The sequence below is a fragment of the Paraburkholderia caledonica NBRC 102488 genome (assembly GCF_000685095.1).
Lineage (GTDB): Bacteria > Pseudomonadota > Gammaproteobacteria > Burkholderiales > Burkholderiaceae > Paraburkholderia > Paraburkholderia caledonica.
This window is the reverse complement of the sequence record NZ_BAYE01000014.1, coordinates 27,127-42,577: the sequence shown is the minus strand read 5'-3', so window position 1 is coordinate 42,577 and position 15,451 is coordinate 27,127. Positions and strand designations below refer to the sequence as shown.

At 64.5% G+C, this 15,451-nt stretch carries 12 protein-coding genes; 3 read left to right on the top strand and 9 right to left on the bottom strand.

Annotated elements, in window-relative coordinates:
• Positions 1–96: 96 nt before the first annotated feature.
• The 4 genes from BCA01S_RS24615 to BCA01S_RS24600 form a co-directional block, all read right to left on the bottom strand.
• The gene (locus BCA01S_RS24615; protein WP_027779208.1) at positions 97–1,269 is read right to left on the bottom strand and encodes a sensor histidine kinase; all 1,173 of its coding nucleotides are present in this window, start codon (positions 1,267–1,269) and stop codon (positions 97–99) included.
• A 136-nt stretch (positions 1,270–1,405) separates the two neighbouring features.
• Positions 1,406–1,783 (bottom strand): response regulator, encoded by a 378-nt coding sequence (locus BCA01S_RS24610; RefSeq protein WP_020070034.1) that lies wholly within the window; start codon positions 1,781–1,783, stop codon positions 1,406–1,408.
• Positions 1,784–1,963: 180 nt separating this feature from the next.
• Positions 1,964–2,650: a response regulator transcription factor gene (locus BCA01S_RS24605; RefSeq protein ID WP_027779207.1), complete on the bottom strand. Its 687-nt coding sequence runs from the start codon at positions 2,648–2,650 to the stop codon at positions 1,964–1,966.
• 116 nt (positions 2,651–2,766) lie between these two features.
• Positions 2,767–7,845 (bottom strand): trifunctional serine/threonine-protein kinase/ATP-binding protein/sensor histidine kinase, encoded by a 5,079-nt coding sequence (locus BCA01S_RS24600; protein WP_027779206.1) that lies wholly within the window; start codon positions 7,843–7,845, stop codon positions 2,767–2,769.
• Between the two features lie 415 nt (positions 7,846–8,260).
• Here BCA01S_RS24600 and BCA01S_RS24595 point away from each other — a divergent pair, with 415 nt between their 5' ends.
• Positions 8,261–8,593, top strand: a complete 333-nt coding sequence (locus tag BCA01S_RS24595) for a hypothetical protein (RefSeq protein WP_027779205.1) — start codon at positions 8,261–8,263, stop codon at positions 8,591–8,593.
• Positions 8,594–8,685: 92 nt separating this feature from the next.
• Here BCA01S_RS24595 and BCA01S_RS24590 read toward each other — a convergent pair whose 3' ends face one another.
• From BCA01S_RS24590 to BCA01S_RS24575, 4 genes are all read right to left on the bottom strand, one after another.
• A complete protein-coding gene (locus BCA01S_RS24590; RefSeq protein WP_027779204.1) occupies positions 8,686–9,465 on the bottom strand; it encodes an alpha/beta fold hydrolase in 780 nt (259 codons plus the stop codon).
• 84 nt (positions 9,466–9,549) lie between these two features.
• Positions 9,550–9,885, bottom strand: coding sequence for a DUF4148 domain-containing protein (locus BCA01S_RS24585; RefSeq protein ID WP_027779203.1), 336 nt, complete (start codon positions 9,883–9,885; stop codon positions 9,550–9,552).
• A gap of 239 nt (positions 9,886–10,124) precedes the next feature.
• Complete coding sequence (locus tag BCA01S_RS24580; protein ID WP_027779202.1) at positions 10,125–11,633, bottom strand: M81 family metallopeptidase; 1,509 nt, start codon at positions 11,631–11,633, stop codon at positions 10,125–10,127.
• A gap of 118 nt (positions 11,634–11,751) precedes the next feature.
• On the bottom strand, positions 11,752–13,041 hold the full coding sequence (locus BCA01S_RS24575; RefSeq protein ID WP_027779201.1) for an MFS transporter: 1,290 nt from the start codon (positions 13,039–13,041) through the stop codon (positions 11,752–11,754).
• 161 nt (positions 13,042–13,202) lie between these two features.
• Here BCA01S_RS24575 and BCA01S_RS24570 point away from each other — a divergent pair, with 161 nt between their 5' ends.
• Together BCA01S_RS24570 and BCA01S_RS24565 are read left to right on the top strand one after the other, a co-directional pair.
• Positions 13,203–14,171 carry a LysR family transcriptional regulator gene (locus BCA01S_RS24570; protein ID WP_027779200.1) on the top strand — a complete coding sequence of 323 codons (969 nt, stop codon included), beginning with the start codon at positions 13,203–13,205 and terminating at the stop codon, positions 14,169–14,171.
• Between the two features lie 63 nt (positions 14,172–14,234).
• Complete coding sequence (locus BCA01S_RS24565; RefSeq protein WP_027779199.1) at positions 14,235–14,822, top strand: TetR/AcrR family transcriptional regulator; 588 nt, start codon at positions 14,235–14,237, stop codon at positions 14,820–14,822.
• A 109-nt stretch (positions 14,823–14,931) separates the two neighbouring features.
• Here BCA01S_RS24565 and BCA01S_RS24560 read toward each other — a convergent pair whose 3' ends face one another.
• Positions 14,932–15,441, bottom strand: a complete 510-nt coding sequence (locus BCA01S_RS24560) for a cytochrome P460 family protein (protein ID WP_027779198.1) — start codon at positions 15,439–15,441, stop codon at positions 14,932–14,934.
• Positions 15,442–15,451: the final 10 nt, after the last annotated feature.

The following is a 15,451-nucleotide window of genomic DNA, read 5'->3' as shown; positions in this document are numbered from 1 at the left end:
AGACCACTGCACATGAAGCCCCAGCTACAACACGCGAGACCGCTCGCTTATTCCACGAGTTCGCGTTGAGCTTTTCTATCGAGCGCTGTTTGATGCTCACGCTACCGCGAGAGGCAGCGTCAATCTTGCTTCGAGTCCGCCGTTACGGCGGTTCTCCAGTTGCAGTTCGCCGCGCATCGCGAGCGTAAGACGTCGCGCGAGCGTGAGGCCCAAGCCGCATTCCGGCGCGCGCGCTGTCGTGCGGGGCGCGCGATACCAGGGCGCGAATACGGTCTCCATTTCGGCCGGCACGATACCCGGTCCGGAGTCGACCACGGCCAGCACCACGCGCCGTGCATCGACGCGCACGCACAACCGCACGGCGCTGTCATAGCGCAACGCGTTGTCGATCAGATTGACGAGCACACAGCGCAGCGCATGGGGGCACGTCACGACTGGACGCCCGACCTCGCCTTCGAGTTCGACCGAGCGGCCGGCGTCCCGGTAGTTATCGACGAGCGCGCCGATCAGTCCGTCCGCATCGAAGCACCGCAACGGTTGCCCGGCCCAGCATTGCATTCGCGCACAGGCGAGGCTTGCCTCGACCAGTTCGCCCATCTCGGCGAGATCGCGCTCGATCGCGTCACGCACTTCGCCGTCGTCGAGCCGCTCACAGCGCAAAGCCATACGTGTCAGCGGCGTGCGCAGGTCGTGCGCATACGCTGCGAGCACGTCGAGCACCTGGGCGACGCGTTCGGCGTCGTAGCGCTGCGCGCTGTTGATCGCGCGTACCAGGCGCGCGACCGTGGGCGGCCCGAACTCGGCCAACGCTTGCGGCAACGTGTCCGTGCTGCTGCGCTGCTCGATCGCGGCGGCGAGGCGCGCGATGCTCGAACGCTGCTCGTACGCATATACCCACAGCGTCACCGCGAGCAGTCCGAAGCCGATCGCGACGAGCCAGGCGATCGGCAGCAGGTTGCTGTCGGCGCGGCACGGCCGCGTGTAGAGCATCGCCGCGTTGGCAGCAGGTGCGCTTATCGTGACGAGTAGCGCAACGAGCAGCACGAAGATCGCGGTCGCACTGATACGCTGCGATTGCACGCCGGTGCGAACGGTGCGAATGGCGCCCCTCGTGCGAATGGTGCGAATGGCTTGAGCGGTCCTCGCCGCCGGACTGGACGGATTCGCGCGAGCAATCCGGAACGAGGAGTGTCTTGCCGCGCGAGTGCAGATGCGCAGCACGGATTCCTGCAAGGCCTCGCGCGACACGGTCGAATGGATGAAGGTCATCGTCGTTCTCCTGGCGCCGCCACGTCGGACGGCATAGGAGACATGAGAGCATGCCGCGTGGCGTTCGCACCATCAAACGAGTGGTCGCCCACCCCCTACGAAGGTTTGCCCTCGCCATGCACTGGTGTCGCTTTTGCTAGCCGTGTCCCAGCGCGCGGCGAATCCACGACTCGAGTTCGCTCGCGTCGATGGGTTTCTCGATCACGCATAACGCGGAGCTGGCCCCTACCCGCGCGCGCGTGCGCGCGGAGGCCAGGGCCGTGATGAATAGCGTGGGAATGCGCATGCCGTCGGCTTCGAGCTTGTCGAGGAGTTCTATCCCGCCCATGCCGGTCATCTGGATATCGCAGATCAGGCAATCGGTTCGCGAGAGTACATCCGACGCGAGAAACGCTGCCGCGCTCGCGAACTCGCGCGCCTCCCAGCCGAACGAACGCACGAGGCTGCTGGCGGCGGCGAGCACGAAGGGGTCATCGTCGACAATGACGACGAGTTCGGTGGACGAAAGCGACAAAGCGATACCTGCCTGAGGCCAGGCAAACGGATGGGCCCATCCCACCGCTCACCGGTAGCCCAGCATAACGCCACGCATGGGTACCGCCATCATATGTAGGTATGGGTACACCTGCGCCGCTTGCCGGAACACGGTGGGTACAGCTTGGTGCGCGCGAACGGTACGGTATAAAGCGTACGCTTACTGCTGCGCGGCGCCTATTCCGCCGAGTTTGGCGATACCAAGCGCTTGCATCTTGCGCACCAGTTCCGCCACCGAGCGCGTGTTCATCTTGCGCATCGCCTGCCCGCGATGGATCTTGGCCGTGATCTCCGCGATTCCCATGTTGGCCGCGATCTGCTTGTTCATCAGCCCCGCGGCCACGTGCTCGAGCACCTCGCGTTCGCGCGGCGTCAGCGATTCCCAGCAGGCGCGCACGTCGTGCAGCGAGCGGTCGGCCTCCAGCCGCTTCGCGTCGCTGTCGAGCGCGGCGACCACCGCATCGATCATGTCCTGATCGCGAAACGGCTTGGAGAGGAAATCCATCGCACCGGCCTTCATCGCCTTCACGGTCATCGCTATATCGCCGTGGCCCGTCATGAAGACGATGGGCATGTGCGGTTGGCCGGTCTCCGACAGCGATTTCTGGAACGCAATGCCGCTCTGCCCGCGCAGCCGCACGTCGAGCACGAGGCACGACGGATTCGCGCTTTTGGGCGCGGCGAGAAATTCCTCGGTCGAGGCGAACGCGTGCACTTCGAGGTCGATCGAGCGCAACAGACCGACCAGCGCGCCACGCACGAGGTCGTCGTCATCGACGATGTAGACGACGCGGGACTCGCGGCCCGTGGATGAAGCGGCTGTACGGAAGGTTCGGGAATCGGACATTGCGGCGTTCGCAGAGCTCTCGTTAAAGGGCCGCGAGGCGGCCCGGTGGTTGACGAATTCGAAGCGCCGGCGCCGGCTCGCACATGCTTCGTGCGAACCGCACGGCGGCGCGCTGCTTAGGTGCCTTCCGCGTCGAGCCGCGGCAGCACGAAGCGGGCGCGCGTGCCCGTCACCTCGCGCGGCGCGAGAGTCAGCGTGCCGCCGTGGGCGTCGACGATTGAATGGGAAATGGCGAGGCCCATGCCCATGCCGTTGTCTTTCGTGGTGAAGAGCGGTTCGAGCAGCCGGTCCGCAACTTCGGGCGCGATGCCGCTGCCCAGATCGTCCACCGTCACCTGCACCGTGCCGTCCGCGCCCATCGTGCACGCGAGCACGAGCAGCCGCCCGGTGTCGAGCGCAGCCATCGACTCGGCGCCGTTCGTCAGCAGATTGATCGCCACCTGCTGCAACTGAACGCGGTCGCCATGCACGTAGACGGGTTCGTTCAGGCCGCGCAATTCCAGCGTGACGTTCAGCGCGTCCAGTTGCGCGGCCACGAGAGCCGCAGCCTCGCGCAGCGCTTCGGACAGGTCGAGCCTCGTGAACTGCGGCTCGGCCTTGCGCGCCTTTGCGCGGAGCGCCTCGATGATGCTTTTCGCGCGCGTCGCGCTGCGGCTGATGTGCGTGAGCATCTGCTGCGCCTCGCCGATTTCCGGTGGACTGCGGCTCAACCAGCGCAACGCGGCGCTCGCGGAGGTGTCCACGGCGGCGAGCGGCTGCCCGACTTCGTGCACGATCGAAGCGACCAGCTCGCCCATCGCCTTCAGCCGCGTTGCGCGTGCGAGGTCGGTGAGCGCGGCGCGCAACTGTTCCTCAGCCCGCGCGCGCTGCTCGTTCTGCTCGACGAGATCGTCGTAGAGCCGCGCGTTTTCCAGCGCGAAGGCCGCCTGCGACGCGATCACTTCGAGCACCGCCGCCTTGGCCGCCGTGAACACCTTTGCGGCCAGATCGTTCTCTAGATACAGCACGCCCACCAGCGTCGAATAACGCATCAACGGCACGCACAGCACCGAGCGCGGACGCTTGCGGCGGATATAGACGTCCTGCGCGTAGACCGGCGAGTCGTGCGGGTCGTCGGCTACCACGCCTTCCTGGGTGCGCGCGACGGCCTGCACGAGCGAGACCGGCAGCACGTCGGACGTGAACGGCACCGCGTCCTGCGTGACGGCAATCGCGCCGTTGACCACCTGCGCGCGCGCCGGCACCTGCCACACGCCGCGGCGCAGCAAAACGAGTGCGCCCTGCCCGGCGCCGGCGCTTTCGAGCGCCGTGCGCAACAGCGTTTCGACGAGCCGCGCCGGGACGATGTCGCTTGCGAGCGCATTCGAAATGCGCAGCACCGCTTGCACGTCGAGTTCCTGAAGACGGCTCGCCGCGGGTGCATCCGTGTCGGCGTCGAACAGTTCGGGGTGGCCGGTCTGCAACTGCCGCGCCTTCGCCACCGCGCCCCAGCGTTGCCACGCCCCGCGCGCGTGACGCAGGTACGCCTGGGCGGTCACCTCTTCGCCGCGCGCGGCGTGGAACGACGCCGCAAGCTCGGCAGCAAGCGCTTCGATCTGCGTGAAGCCGTGACGACGCGCGTGCGCGACAGCCTTCGCATACGCTTCCAGCGCGTCGAGCGCGCGGCCTTCGACACGCGCCATCTCAGCATGCACCAGTTCGCATCGTCCGACGAAATTCTCCGGGCAGGCTCGCGCCCAGACCGCGAGTTGCCCGGCATGGCGCTGCAACGCAGCCTCTTGCGCCGGATCGCGCCGCGGCAATGCGAGCAGCGCGAGCGCCCCGTAGAAAGGCAACTCGCCGCTCTCGGCGAAGGAACGCGATGCGTTCGCGCTGGCTTCGGCACGTCGACGCGATTCGAGCGCATCCGCGAGGTCGCCGAACAGCAGCGAACGCTGCAAGCGGTACACCCAGTAAGAGAAGTCCACCAGCGTGGTCGGCCTGCCGTCCACGGGCACCGGCGGCATCTCGACGCGGCCGTCGGGCTTGCCTTCCTGCAAGTGCGTGAGCAGCGCCCATTGCGACAGCAGCGCGTCGATCACCAGCTGGAAGTTGGCGTCGCGCGCGCTAGCCAGTGCGCGCGCCACCGTCTCGCGCACGTCGGCCAGCAACTCGCCGGCGAACAGCATGCCGGTGGCTTCGTTGCGGCCGCAATACAGCGCGAAGGTGTGGTCGCTGCTTTCTATGGCGACGTTGTAGGCGCGGCGCACATAATCGCGCGCGCTTCGCGCCGGCAAGGTCCAAGGCACGACGAAGGTGCCGAACACCATGTAGACGCGCGCCCGATACCGTACGAGCCCGCGTTCGTCGACCAGGTGCAGCGCGAGCTGGCCGAACGGAAGCGAAAAACTGTAGTCGCCGTAACGCACGCCGAAGATCTGGTTCATGCACGTGTACACGTTCGCGGCCGCGTCCGAATGACCGTGCTCGATCGCGAGGTTGACCGAGCGCAGCAGCATGAAGTCGACAAGGTTCTGGTCGGTGTAGAGCGCGGGCGGGATGAGGTCCGAGATGATGTCGGTGATGGCGCGGCGCAGCGGGTCCGCGATGATAGGCAACTCGCGCAGCCCGGCAATGCCGTGCTGGTCCAGCCAACTGCGCAGACGCGCGTATTCGCGGTCCACGTCGGCATCGACGGGATGCATGGGCACCTCGATACCCGCGCGATGCAAAAACGCGAGACCCACGCCGAGCGCGAGATCATAGCGGCCGAGCGTCGTGTAGAGCGCGGCGCGCAGCCGCGCGAGATCGGCGCCGAAGATGCCGTCGCCCGCCTCGGCTTCCAGCGCCGACAGGCGCGCTTCGGCAACCTCCAGCGCGCCGGTCATGAACTCGGCCTCGCCGCACAGCTTGCGGGCGAGCAGGCCGTCTTCGCTCGCCGCCTGGTCGCCCAGCAAGTCGAGCGCCGCGCGGAAGAAGCCCAGTGACGAATCATGCGCCGTTGCGGCTTTCGCCTCGCGCCCGGCGTCCAGATTGAGGCGCGCGAAGACGCGCCGTTCGTCGGGATCGTCGAGCGCCGGGCGCGCGAGGTTGGCTTGTGCCGCGAGCGCGAACACATCGAACTCGCCGCCCCGGTTCGCCAACTGGCGACGGGCGATCTGCAAATGCAGCGCGGCGCGCTCGGCTGCCGACATCGACGCGTAAGTCGCCTCGCGAATCCGGTCGTGCCAGAACACCCAGTCGCCGTTCTCGCGATACACCGTGCCGGCTTCGAGCGCGGGTTGCAGATGCCGGGTCGCGTCGAGTTCAGACAACCCGGCCGCCACCGCGAGCGTTGGGGTGGACGCGCGCTGCCCGAGGCAAGCCAGCACCCGCAGCATGAATTGCGCGGCGGCGGGCAATTGGCCGAGCTTTCGCGCGAGCAGTTCGACGACGTTTTCGACGCCGCGCTGTGCCGTCATCTGTTCGAGACTCCAGCGCCACGCGGACGACTCCACGTCGTATTCGAGGAGGCCGTCGTCCGCGAGCAGACGCAGCAGATGTTGCGCGAAAAACGGATTGCGCCCGGTCTTGCGGCCGATCATCTCCACGAGCGGCCCGAGCGAGTCCGCGTCCTGATGTAGCGCGCGCGCAATCAACTCACGCAGCGCGCCCTCGTTCAGCGGCCCCAACTGCACATGCCGCGCCGCGGCCACGTCGGCCAGTTTGCCGGCGCGCAGCGGGTGATCCGCGGCTACTTCATTGTCGCGGAACGCGCCGATCAGCAGCAGCGCCGCATCGCTATGCTGATGCAGAAGCCGCTCCAGCACCTGCAAGGTGCCGGTGTCCACCCACTGGAGATCATCGAGCACGAGAACGAGCGGACGCGCGCCGTTCGCAAAGCACGCGATCAACCGCGCGATCCCCTGAAGCACGCGCTCGCGTTCAAGCGCCGGCGCGGCGTCCGGCGGGTCGAGCGCTTCGGGCTGCGGCCCGAGCACGGCGCCGAGCGCGGGCAGAAATGCGCTCAGCGTGCGGCCGACGGGCGCTGTGGCCGTGGCGATCCGCTCACGCCAGATCGCAAACTCGCCGTCGGGGCAGCCGAGCACGAAGCGCAGCAGTTGATCGAGCGCCTGGCCGAGAATCGCGTACGGCTTGCCGCGATGACCTTCCTCGCTCTTGCTGACGGCGAGAAGCGGCGGGCTCAGACGCTGCATCCGCGCAACGGCTTCTTGCAGCAGCGTCGACTTGCCGATCCCGGAACTGCCCGACACCCACGCGACGCGCGCTTGCCGGCCGTCCACGACCGCACGGAACTGCGCGAGCAGCGCCTCGATTTCGTCGTCGCGGCCGAGCACCCGGTCGGCCTGCTGAAGGCGCTGCAGCGCCGCATGGGTGTCGAGCGTAAAAGGCGCGATCTCGCCGTGACGCCGTTGCAGCTCCTCACATCGATGCAGGTCCGCAAGCAGCCCCGCTGCATCGGCGTAACGTTGTTCGGGCGCTTTCTCGAGCAGCTTCATCACGACCCGCGAGATTTGCGGCTGCACGTCTGCGGCGAGTTCGTGCGGCGGACGCGGCCGGTGCGTCGCGTGCGCATGCACACGCGCGGCGGTGTCGGCGGCCTCGAACGGCGGCATGCCTGTCAGCAACTGATAGAAGATGCAGCCAAGCGAATAGAGATCGGCGCGTTCGTCAACCGGCACGTTCATACGCGCGCCGAGTTCGGGCGCCATGTAGATGAAGCTGCCGTCGTTCCATTCGAGGTCGGCGTCGGGCGAAGCAATGTTGTCGCCGGGACGGGTGGCGGAGCCAAAGCCGGTGAGAAACGCCTGGCCTTCGTCGTTCACGAGAAAGCGGGCCGGCGACAGCGCACGATGCACGATGCCCGCCGCGTGCATCGCGCCGACGGCCCGCGCAAGGCCGATGGCGACCTTCAGGAAGGCTGCGGTGCCGGCCTGGCGTGAGCCGCTGCAGCAGCGCAACGGCTCGCCGCCCGGATCGGCGAGCAGGAGCAGCGCGCCGTCACCGTGCGGCACGAGCGCCTGGGGAACCGCCGACCAGGTTTCATGCAGCACGGCGCGCAACGCGTATTCGCGCTGCAGCGCCGCCAGCACGGCCGGCGCGCCGCTCCCTCGACCGGCGACGAGCACCGACGACGAGCCATGAGCAACGGCTCGTTGCAGACGCGGTGAACCATTGCCCAGTTCGATAAAGCTTCGGTTCGACAGTTCGATCATGCGAAGACGGTATGGACGCAGCGACGCGCGAGCAGTTCAGGGAAGGTGCGCACAGCACCCATGCGGACGATTGCACACTCCTTCACCCTCCAGTTCTACGGGCAGCTAAATGGCCTCTACCTGAGGTGTGCGCCGAAAATAATACCCACTCCCAGTTCATTTCGGGTCAGGCAGTCAAAACAAAATAGACATTGCAGAATCTGTACGATCGTACGTATCAAAGCACGACAACTGTACCCTCTCGATAACTAGAACTGTCCTGATTACGAAGCAGTACTGTTCACGTTATAACGGCCTGAAACAGGCCGTTGCGGACTTGCCTTCGGAAAAAGCACGCCCTATTATGGACCAACTGATCCATAATTAACAATCGTCCGCTGCAGCCGGTCAGTCGCAGCCAACTTCGGGGAAAACAATGACCATCGATTTTTCGAAAGTGAATAGCGTCGCCGGTACATCTGCGAATTCGGGCTCGACGTCGGTCGGCGCGAGCAGCAGCAATAAGCCGTCGTTCCAGTCGCTATTGGCCGAACTCACCGATTATGTGAACGGCACGCCCGGCGAGCGCATGGAAAAAATGATCCTCGCGAAGCTGGGAGTCACAGAAGAAGAACTGAAGAAGATGTCGCCGGAAGAGCGCGAGAAGGTTATGGCGAAAGTCCGGGAAATGCTGAAGAAGGAGATGGAGGCACAGCAAGAGATGCAACAACAGAAAGCGTCTGGACAACAGATTAACGTGTCGGTTTGAACAAAAGTTTATTCGCCCGCTCACGTGGTAAGCGGGCGAATAACTGATGAAGCTCGCAGCGAGTTTGCTGCTGTTTTGCCGCTTATTGCCGCTTATTGCGCGGCGTTCGCTGCGGCGATGATCGTGTCGGCGACAAGCTTCGGCTGGCTGACCATCGCGACGTGGCTTGCATTCGCCAACGTGACGTGCGCGCCGATGTTCTTCGCCATCGTCTTTTGCAGGCCAGGATCGATCATGCGGTCGCGTTCGGTCACCACAAAGTACGACGGCTTGTCATGCCACGCTGCTTTCGTGACCTTCTCGCCGATACATGCCGAAGCCCACGGACCTTGCGTTGCGGCGATCACACGGCGCTGCGGCAAAGGCACGTCTTGCGCGAAATCTTCGAGCACCGCTTTGGTCGACAGCGTCAGATAGCCGGCCGAGTCTTTTTGCAATTCGCTCGCCCACACGGGCGCCGGCTTGCCTTTCGTGATGTCTTCGATCGATTGACCGCTATCAGGCGCGAACGCCGCCACGTAGACCAGGTTTTTCACCTTGTCTTCGTTGCCCGCCTCGCTGATTACCACGCCTGCCCACGAATGGCCGACCAGAACCACAGGTCCGTTTTGCTGCTCGATCACGCGTTTCGTCGCGGCAACGTCGTCGGCCAGCGAGCTCAGTGGATTTTGCACTGCGACCACGTGCGCCCCGCGCGCTTCGAGCAGCGGAATCACTTTCTCCCAACTTGAACCGTCGGCGAATGCGCCGTGCACCAGCACGATGTTCTTGCCCTTCAGGTCCTGCGGCGGCACCGCGTGCGATGCTTGCAGCGCGAACAGTCCGCCGAGCAGCAGCGCGGAACCGACGAATTTCTTGAGAAGCCTGGTCATTGATTTTTCTTCCGGCAGAAAGGAGTTGACGTTGATTGAACTATTGCGCAGACGACGCGCGGCGAACGCGCGCCGCCGCGTAAATCACGAGTGCGCGTAGATCCGGCCGAGACCGACCACGCCCTGCTGCGGCGCCGATGCGCCGGTCGTCTGTGCGCGCGACCCCGCAGCCGAACGGCTTTGCACGACGCCGCCATATGCCGCGGCGGCCGAAGCGTTCTGCGCGGCAACGCGCGCTTCAGCGGCTTCGATGTTCTTCGGATATTGCGTGCTGTCGCTGGCCGGGTTGTAGCCCGCCTTCTGCAACTGGACGAGTTCCGCGCGCACCTCGGCGCGCGTCACCGCGTGACTCGACTGGGCGAACGAAACAGCGGGGACGGCAACGAGTGCTGCAACGAGAAGGGATTGAACGAATTTCATGAGCTTTCTCCAGAAAACGACGGCATTCAAAGGTCAGAAGTTCGGTTGAAACACTCTGCAGCCCATATCTGCGAGCTAGCGTGTCACCCGAATCGGGCGCAGTGTTGCGAATCAACCTTGCGTGACGACATTTGAACCCGCCGACGTATCTGGAATGTTTTCGCGAACCCGTTTAATGCAAGCGTGTTTATCGGGGCACGGCCTGGATACACTGCGATACAAAGACGCAGTGAAGCGAATCAGCCGGCTACCGTATTGAAATCACTGAACGACGGACCGAGTGGCCGCACCCGCATTTCCGGATCGAGATGCGTCCACGGCAGATCCGCCGGATCGGCGGCCATCGGGCCCGGCGCTTTGGCGACGAGAATCGCCTCTGCGATCGCTTCGAAATCTGCGCGGAAATGGACAGAACTCTTGTTGACCAGAATCTTCATTCGCTCGGGTTCAATGCCCGCCACGCGGAACAGATTGCGGTCGAAGACCTGCATTTTCACGGAGCTCACCGCGATCCGCACGCCTTCAATTCGCAGGCACGCGACCGGACCCAGCTCGCCTTCCATGCCGTTGAGCATCGGCCCGTCGAAACGGAAGCGTCCGTCCGACAGGTGCTCGACTTCGAACTCGGCTTCGAGCGGCGCATCGCCCTCCACGCCGGCACCGCCGCCGAGCCGCAGCGCAATGCGCGCCCCGACGCCCGCGCGATGTGCCGCGGCCGCCGCCTGTGCGTCCCAGATCACGCCGACCGCCGCATCCTTCGCGCCGTTACGCAACAGCGCGCGCACCATGCCCATCGTGTTCGAGTCGCCGCCCACGCCCGGGTTGTCCTGCGTGTCGGCGATGATGACCGGGCGCGATGCGGATGCGCTCACGCGAATCGCTTCGAGCGCGGCTTCGTCAGGTGAGAGAAACGGCACGTCCCAGCGCGCTTCCTCGCCGACGATCCTGGCAAACAATGCGTCGGCGGCCTGCGTTGCCGCGTCTTCGTCGAACGAATAGGCCCAGATAGTCGGACCGCATTCAGGGAAATCCGCCGCCGGGAAGCCGGGTGCGAACGATACCGATACGACCGGGCGCTTCTCGAGATCGGCGAGCATGCGGTACATGTCGTTCGCCGGCTCGACGAGCGTGCACATGCCGTTCACCGGAATCAGAAAAGGAACCCGGCGTACCGCGCAATGCAACGGGCGCTGCTCCCACATCAGATCTTCGAGAATCCGCGCGGCGCGCTCGCCGGTTTCCGCCATGTCGACGTGCGGATACGTGCGGTACGCGACGAGCGCACTCGCATGAGCGAACATGCGGGCCGTGACGTTGGCATGCAGATCGAGCGATACGACCACGGGCATGCGATCGCCGACGATCCGCCGGACGCGTTCGAGCAACTCGCCCTCGCCGTCGTCGTGCTGCTCGGTCACCATTGCGCCGTGCAGGTCCAGATAGATCGCGTCGAAGCCGCATTGCTCGACGGCCGCGATGATCTCGCCGCCGATCCGCTCGAACGCATCCGTGGTGACATGTGCCGACGCGCTCGCGCCCGCCCAGATCACCGGCTTCAGTTCGCGGCCGTTCGCTTCCATGACCTTGATGAAGCCGCCGATCGGCACGTTGACGTCGCGCAGGTTAAACACGTCCGCGCCGCGAACCATCGGCGGGAAGCCTTCGCCCTGGACGAAGCTCTCATAAGACGCCTTGGTCGGCGCGAACGTATTGGTTTCATGCTGGAAACCGGCAATCAGGATTTTCATGTGGTTCACCTTGATGTGTTTCACTGCTGCGCCACAGCACGACGCAGCACTTACCAATTAATTCGGATACCTATCTGTGATGTCGCGATATATATCTGCGAAGCCCGCTGTGAAGCGGCTATTGCTGTTTCATCGTCAACTTGCCCTTCAGGATCAGAATGGCGGCCAGCGCGGCGGCGCACGCCATGACGAGAAGCCCCGCATGCATGCCGCCGGTCCCCGCCTTGGTCCAGCCGACCACCGCCGGCCCCCAGAAGCCGCCCGACAGTCCAACGGTATTGATGAGCGCGATGCCGCCCGCCGCCGCCGTCCCTTCGACGAGCTGCGACGGAATAGCCCAGAACACCGTGTAAGCCATCCACAAGCACGCGGTGCCCAGCGTCAGTGCGAGAAGCGTGAGCGGGAGATTGCCGTCGGCAAAGACCGTGGAGATCAGGCAAACCGCGGCGCCCAGTGCGGGAATCGCGCAGTGATAGCGGCGCTCGCCGAAACGGTCGGAACTGCGGCCTGCGAGATACATGCAGACGGCAGCCGCCACGTAGGGAATGGCCGTGTACCAGCCAAGGCGCACCGTATCCGTCACGCCTTGCTCCTTGAGCAACGTGGGCAGCCAGAAACTGATCGCGTAGATCGGAAAGATGACGCTGAAGTACGCGAGCGCGAGCACATAAACTCGCGGGCTTTTCAGCACCGCCTTGAACGAATCCGCGCGATGCTGGGTCGGCGCCGTTTCGCCGTTGAGCAGTGCTTTTTCGCCGTCATCGAGCCAGCGCGCATCGGCGGGCCGATCGGATATCACGCGCAGCGTCAGCAGGCCCAGCACGATGCACGGCAGACCCTCCACGAGGAACATCCATTGCCAGCCGGCGAGCCCGCCGACGCCGGCGAGGCTCGTCATCAGCCACGCCGACACCGGTCCGCCGACAATGCCGCCCAGCGGGCCCGCAACGAACACCAACGCAATGGCGCGCGCCATGCGCGCCGGACCGTACCAGCACGACAGGTAATAGATCATGCCCGGCGCGAAGCCCGCTTCGAAGACGCCCAGCAAAAAGCGCATCGCGTAAAACGCCGGCACGCTTCGCACGAACAGCATGCACGCCGACGTGATACCCCACAGCACCAGAATGCGGCTGAACGTCTTGCGAGCGCCGACTTTCGGCAGCATCAGATTGCTCGGCAATTCGAACAACACATAGCCGATGAAGAAAATGCCCGCGCCCACGCCATATGCGGCGTCGGAGAAACCGAGGTCGGACTGCATCTGCAATTTCGCGAAGCCGACGTTGACGCGGTCGAGATAGGCGAACATGTAGCAGGCCACAAGGAACGGCAGCAGCCGCCAGTTAAGCTTGCTGTAGAGCGCGGCGGCGGGATCGCCGGCGGCCGAGGGATGGATTGCGGACATGGTTGTCTCCGTATGCCTTGCTGGCCAGTTGCAGGGGTTGAGTCGATGGTGGCAGCGCAAAAACGGACTAGCAAGAGCAACTAAGTTCACATATCGTTGTCTTATGGGCAACACTCACCAAACCTGCGGTGAGCGAAAGGTCCGGCGGTCGGAGCGATCAAATGCGAGAAATCAACCAGCAGCGGCTACGCTATTTCCACGAGGTGCTCAGTCACGGCACGATTCGCGGAGCCGCCGAACACATCAACACGTCGCCGTCGGTCATCACGCGGCAGATCAAGCTGCTCGAAGACGAACTGGGTGCCGTACTGTTCGAGCGCCAGGCGCGCGGCGTCAAGCCGACCGAAGCCGCCATGCATCTGCTCGAGTTCTGGCGCGGCTACCGCTCGCAACAGGAGAAGCTCGAAGACCAGCTGCACGCGCTGAGGGGTCTGCGCACCGGGCAAATTCAACTGGCCGTCAGCGAAGGTTTCGTCGATACCTTCGTCGACGACGTGCTGGCGCCGTTCTGCACGTGCTATCCCGGTCTGGAAGTCAGCATGACGATGCTGGCGGTAGACGCGATCCTCGACGAGGTCGCGGAGAATCGCGCCCACATCGGTCTCGCCTATAATCCACCGCCGCACGCGCGCATCGCGTATCGGGCGAGTTCCGCGCAGCCGGTTGTGCTGCTGCTGAGAAAAGACCATCCTCTGGTCAAACGTGGCGGCCCGGCGCGTCTCGAGGATCTGCAGGCCTATCCGCTCGCGCTCATGCCGTCTACGTTCGGCATCGGTCATGTCGTGTCGATGGCGCAGGTGGCCGCGAACGTGTCGATCCGCCCCACTTTGACCACCAACTCGTTGAGCGCCCTCAAGCGCTTCGTCACGGCGGAGAATTTCATGACGTTGATCGGAGCATTCGCCGCATACCGCGAACTCGCCAGCGACGAGTTCACCACCGTTCCGGTCGCCCATCCGCTCTTTGAAAGCGCACAGGCTAGAGTGCTGGTCAAAGCCGACCGGCCGCTCGCCGCCGGCCCGCTCGAACTGTTGAAATGGATCGAGGAACGCATGCCGATGTTCGCACGCGGAAACGCACAGAGACACAAACCGCAAAAACGGGCATCCAGCCGCGCAAGCGGCGGCTAGCCGCAGCACATACGGCGAAACTTTTTTATTGATTGCTCAGTCCACAACTACCAGGCTGAAGATATGGTGAGACCACGTGAATTCGATCGGGACGAAGCGCTGGATCGCGCCATGCGCGTGTTCTGGTCCAAGGGTTACTCGGCGACGTCCACGGACGACCTGCTCGCGGCCATGGAAATTGGCCGGCAAAGTCTGTACAACGCATTCGGCGACAAGCGCAAGCTCTACCTGGAAGCGCTCGACCGTTATCAGCAGCACAGCATCTCGGCCCACGTCGAGCGGCTCACACGCGGCGCGTCGGCACTAGCCGGCATCAAGGCGATGTTGCTTGGCGCGATTGCGGCCGACGCCGCCGAGCGCGCAAACGGTTGCATGGGCGTGAACAGCGCCGCCGAGTTCGGCGCAAGCGATGCCGATCTCGTTGCGATCCGCGCAGCAGGTGCGAAGCGCCTGAAGCAGCACTTGCTCGCTCGCATCGAACAGGCGCAGCGCGACGGCGAGATCGATCCGCAAATGAACACGGAAGAAGTGGCGCTGTTCATCGGCAGCACCATGCAAAGCATTCAGTTGAATGCACGCGCAGGCATGACGCCGGCTGCGCTGCGACGCCTTGCGAAATTCGCGGTCGAGCGGCTCGCCGTGCGCTCATAGCGGAGCGAAGAACGCCGTAACGTTCGAACGGGCCGCAGCGATGTTTTCGCATCGCTGCGGCCCGCCCTTCTGAAACACTCAGACGCATCCACTGCGCGCGCCGCCTCGGCTACGGCGCAAATCGCGTGAACACATAATCGCGATCCTTGACCTTCGCCGCGTGACACGCGAAGCAAGTCTCGTGCTGCGCGGCGTCAACCGGCTGTCCGTTGACGAAACGCCCGAAACCCCAGCCTCCTGTTGACGCATAACGGCGCGAGTCCTTGACCATCACCTGCACGGTAGTGGGCTCTCCGGGGATGGTCGCCGTCGCGAACTCGGGCGACTGCTTGCGCTTGTACGCAAGCTTGACCAGGATGGTACCGTCGGGATACGGCAACGTCGACTTCTCGATTGCCTTGATCGCGGCGGGATTACCAAGCACCACGCGCAGTTCGTCGAGCGGCGCGGCCTCTTCCGCAGGCGCAATCATCTGCCACTTGCGGTAGCCATCGGGAATCGTCACCCCGTAGATTGGCGAGGGCGCTGACTTCGCAGGCTCCGCCAGCGCATGATTTCCCACCGTGCCAAGCAGGAGCGCCGCATTTAGCGCAACCTGTGCAAGCCGGATCTTTCGCATTGCGTGTCTC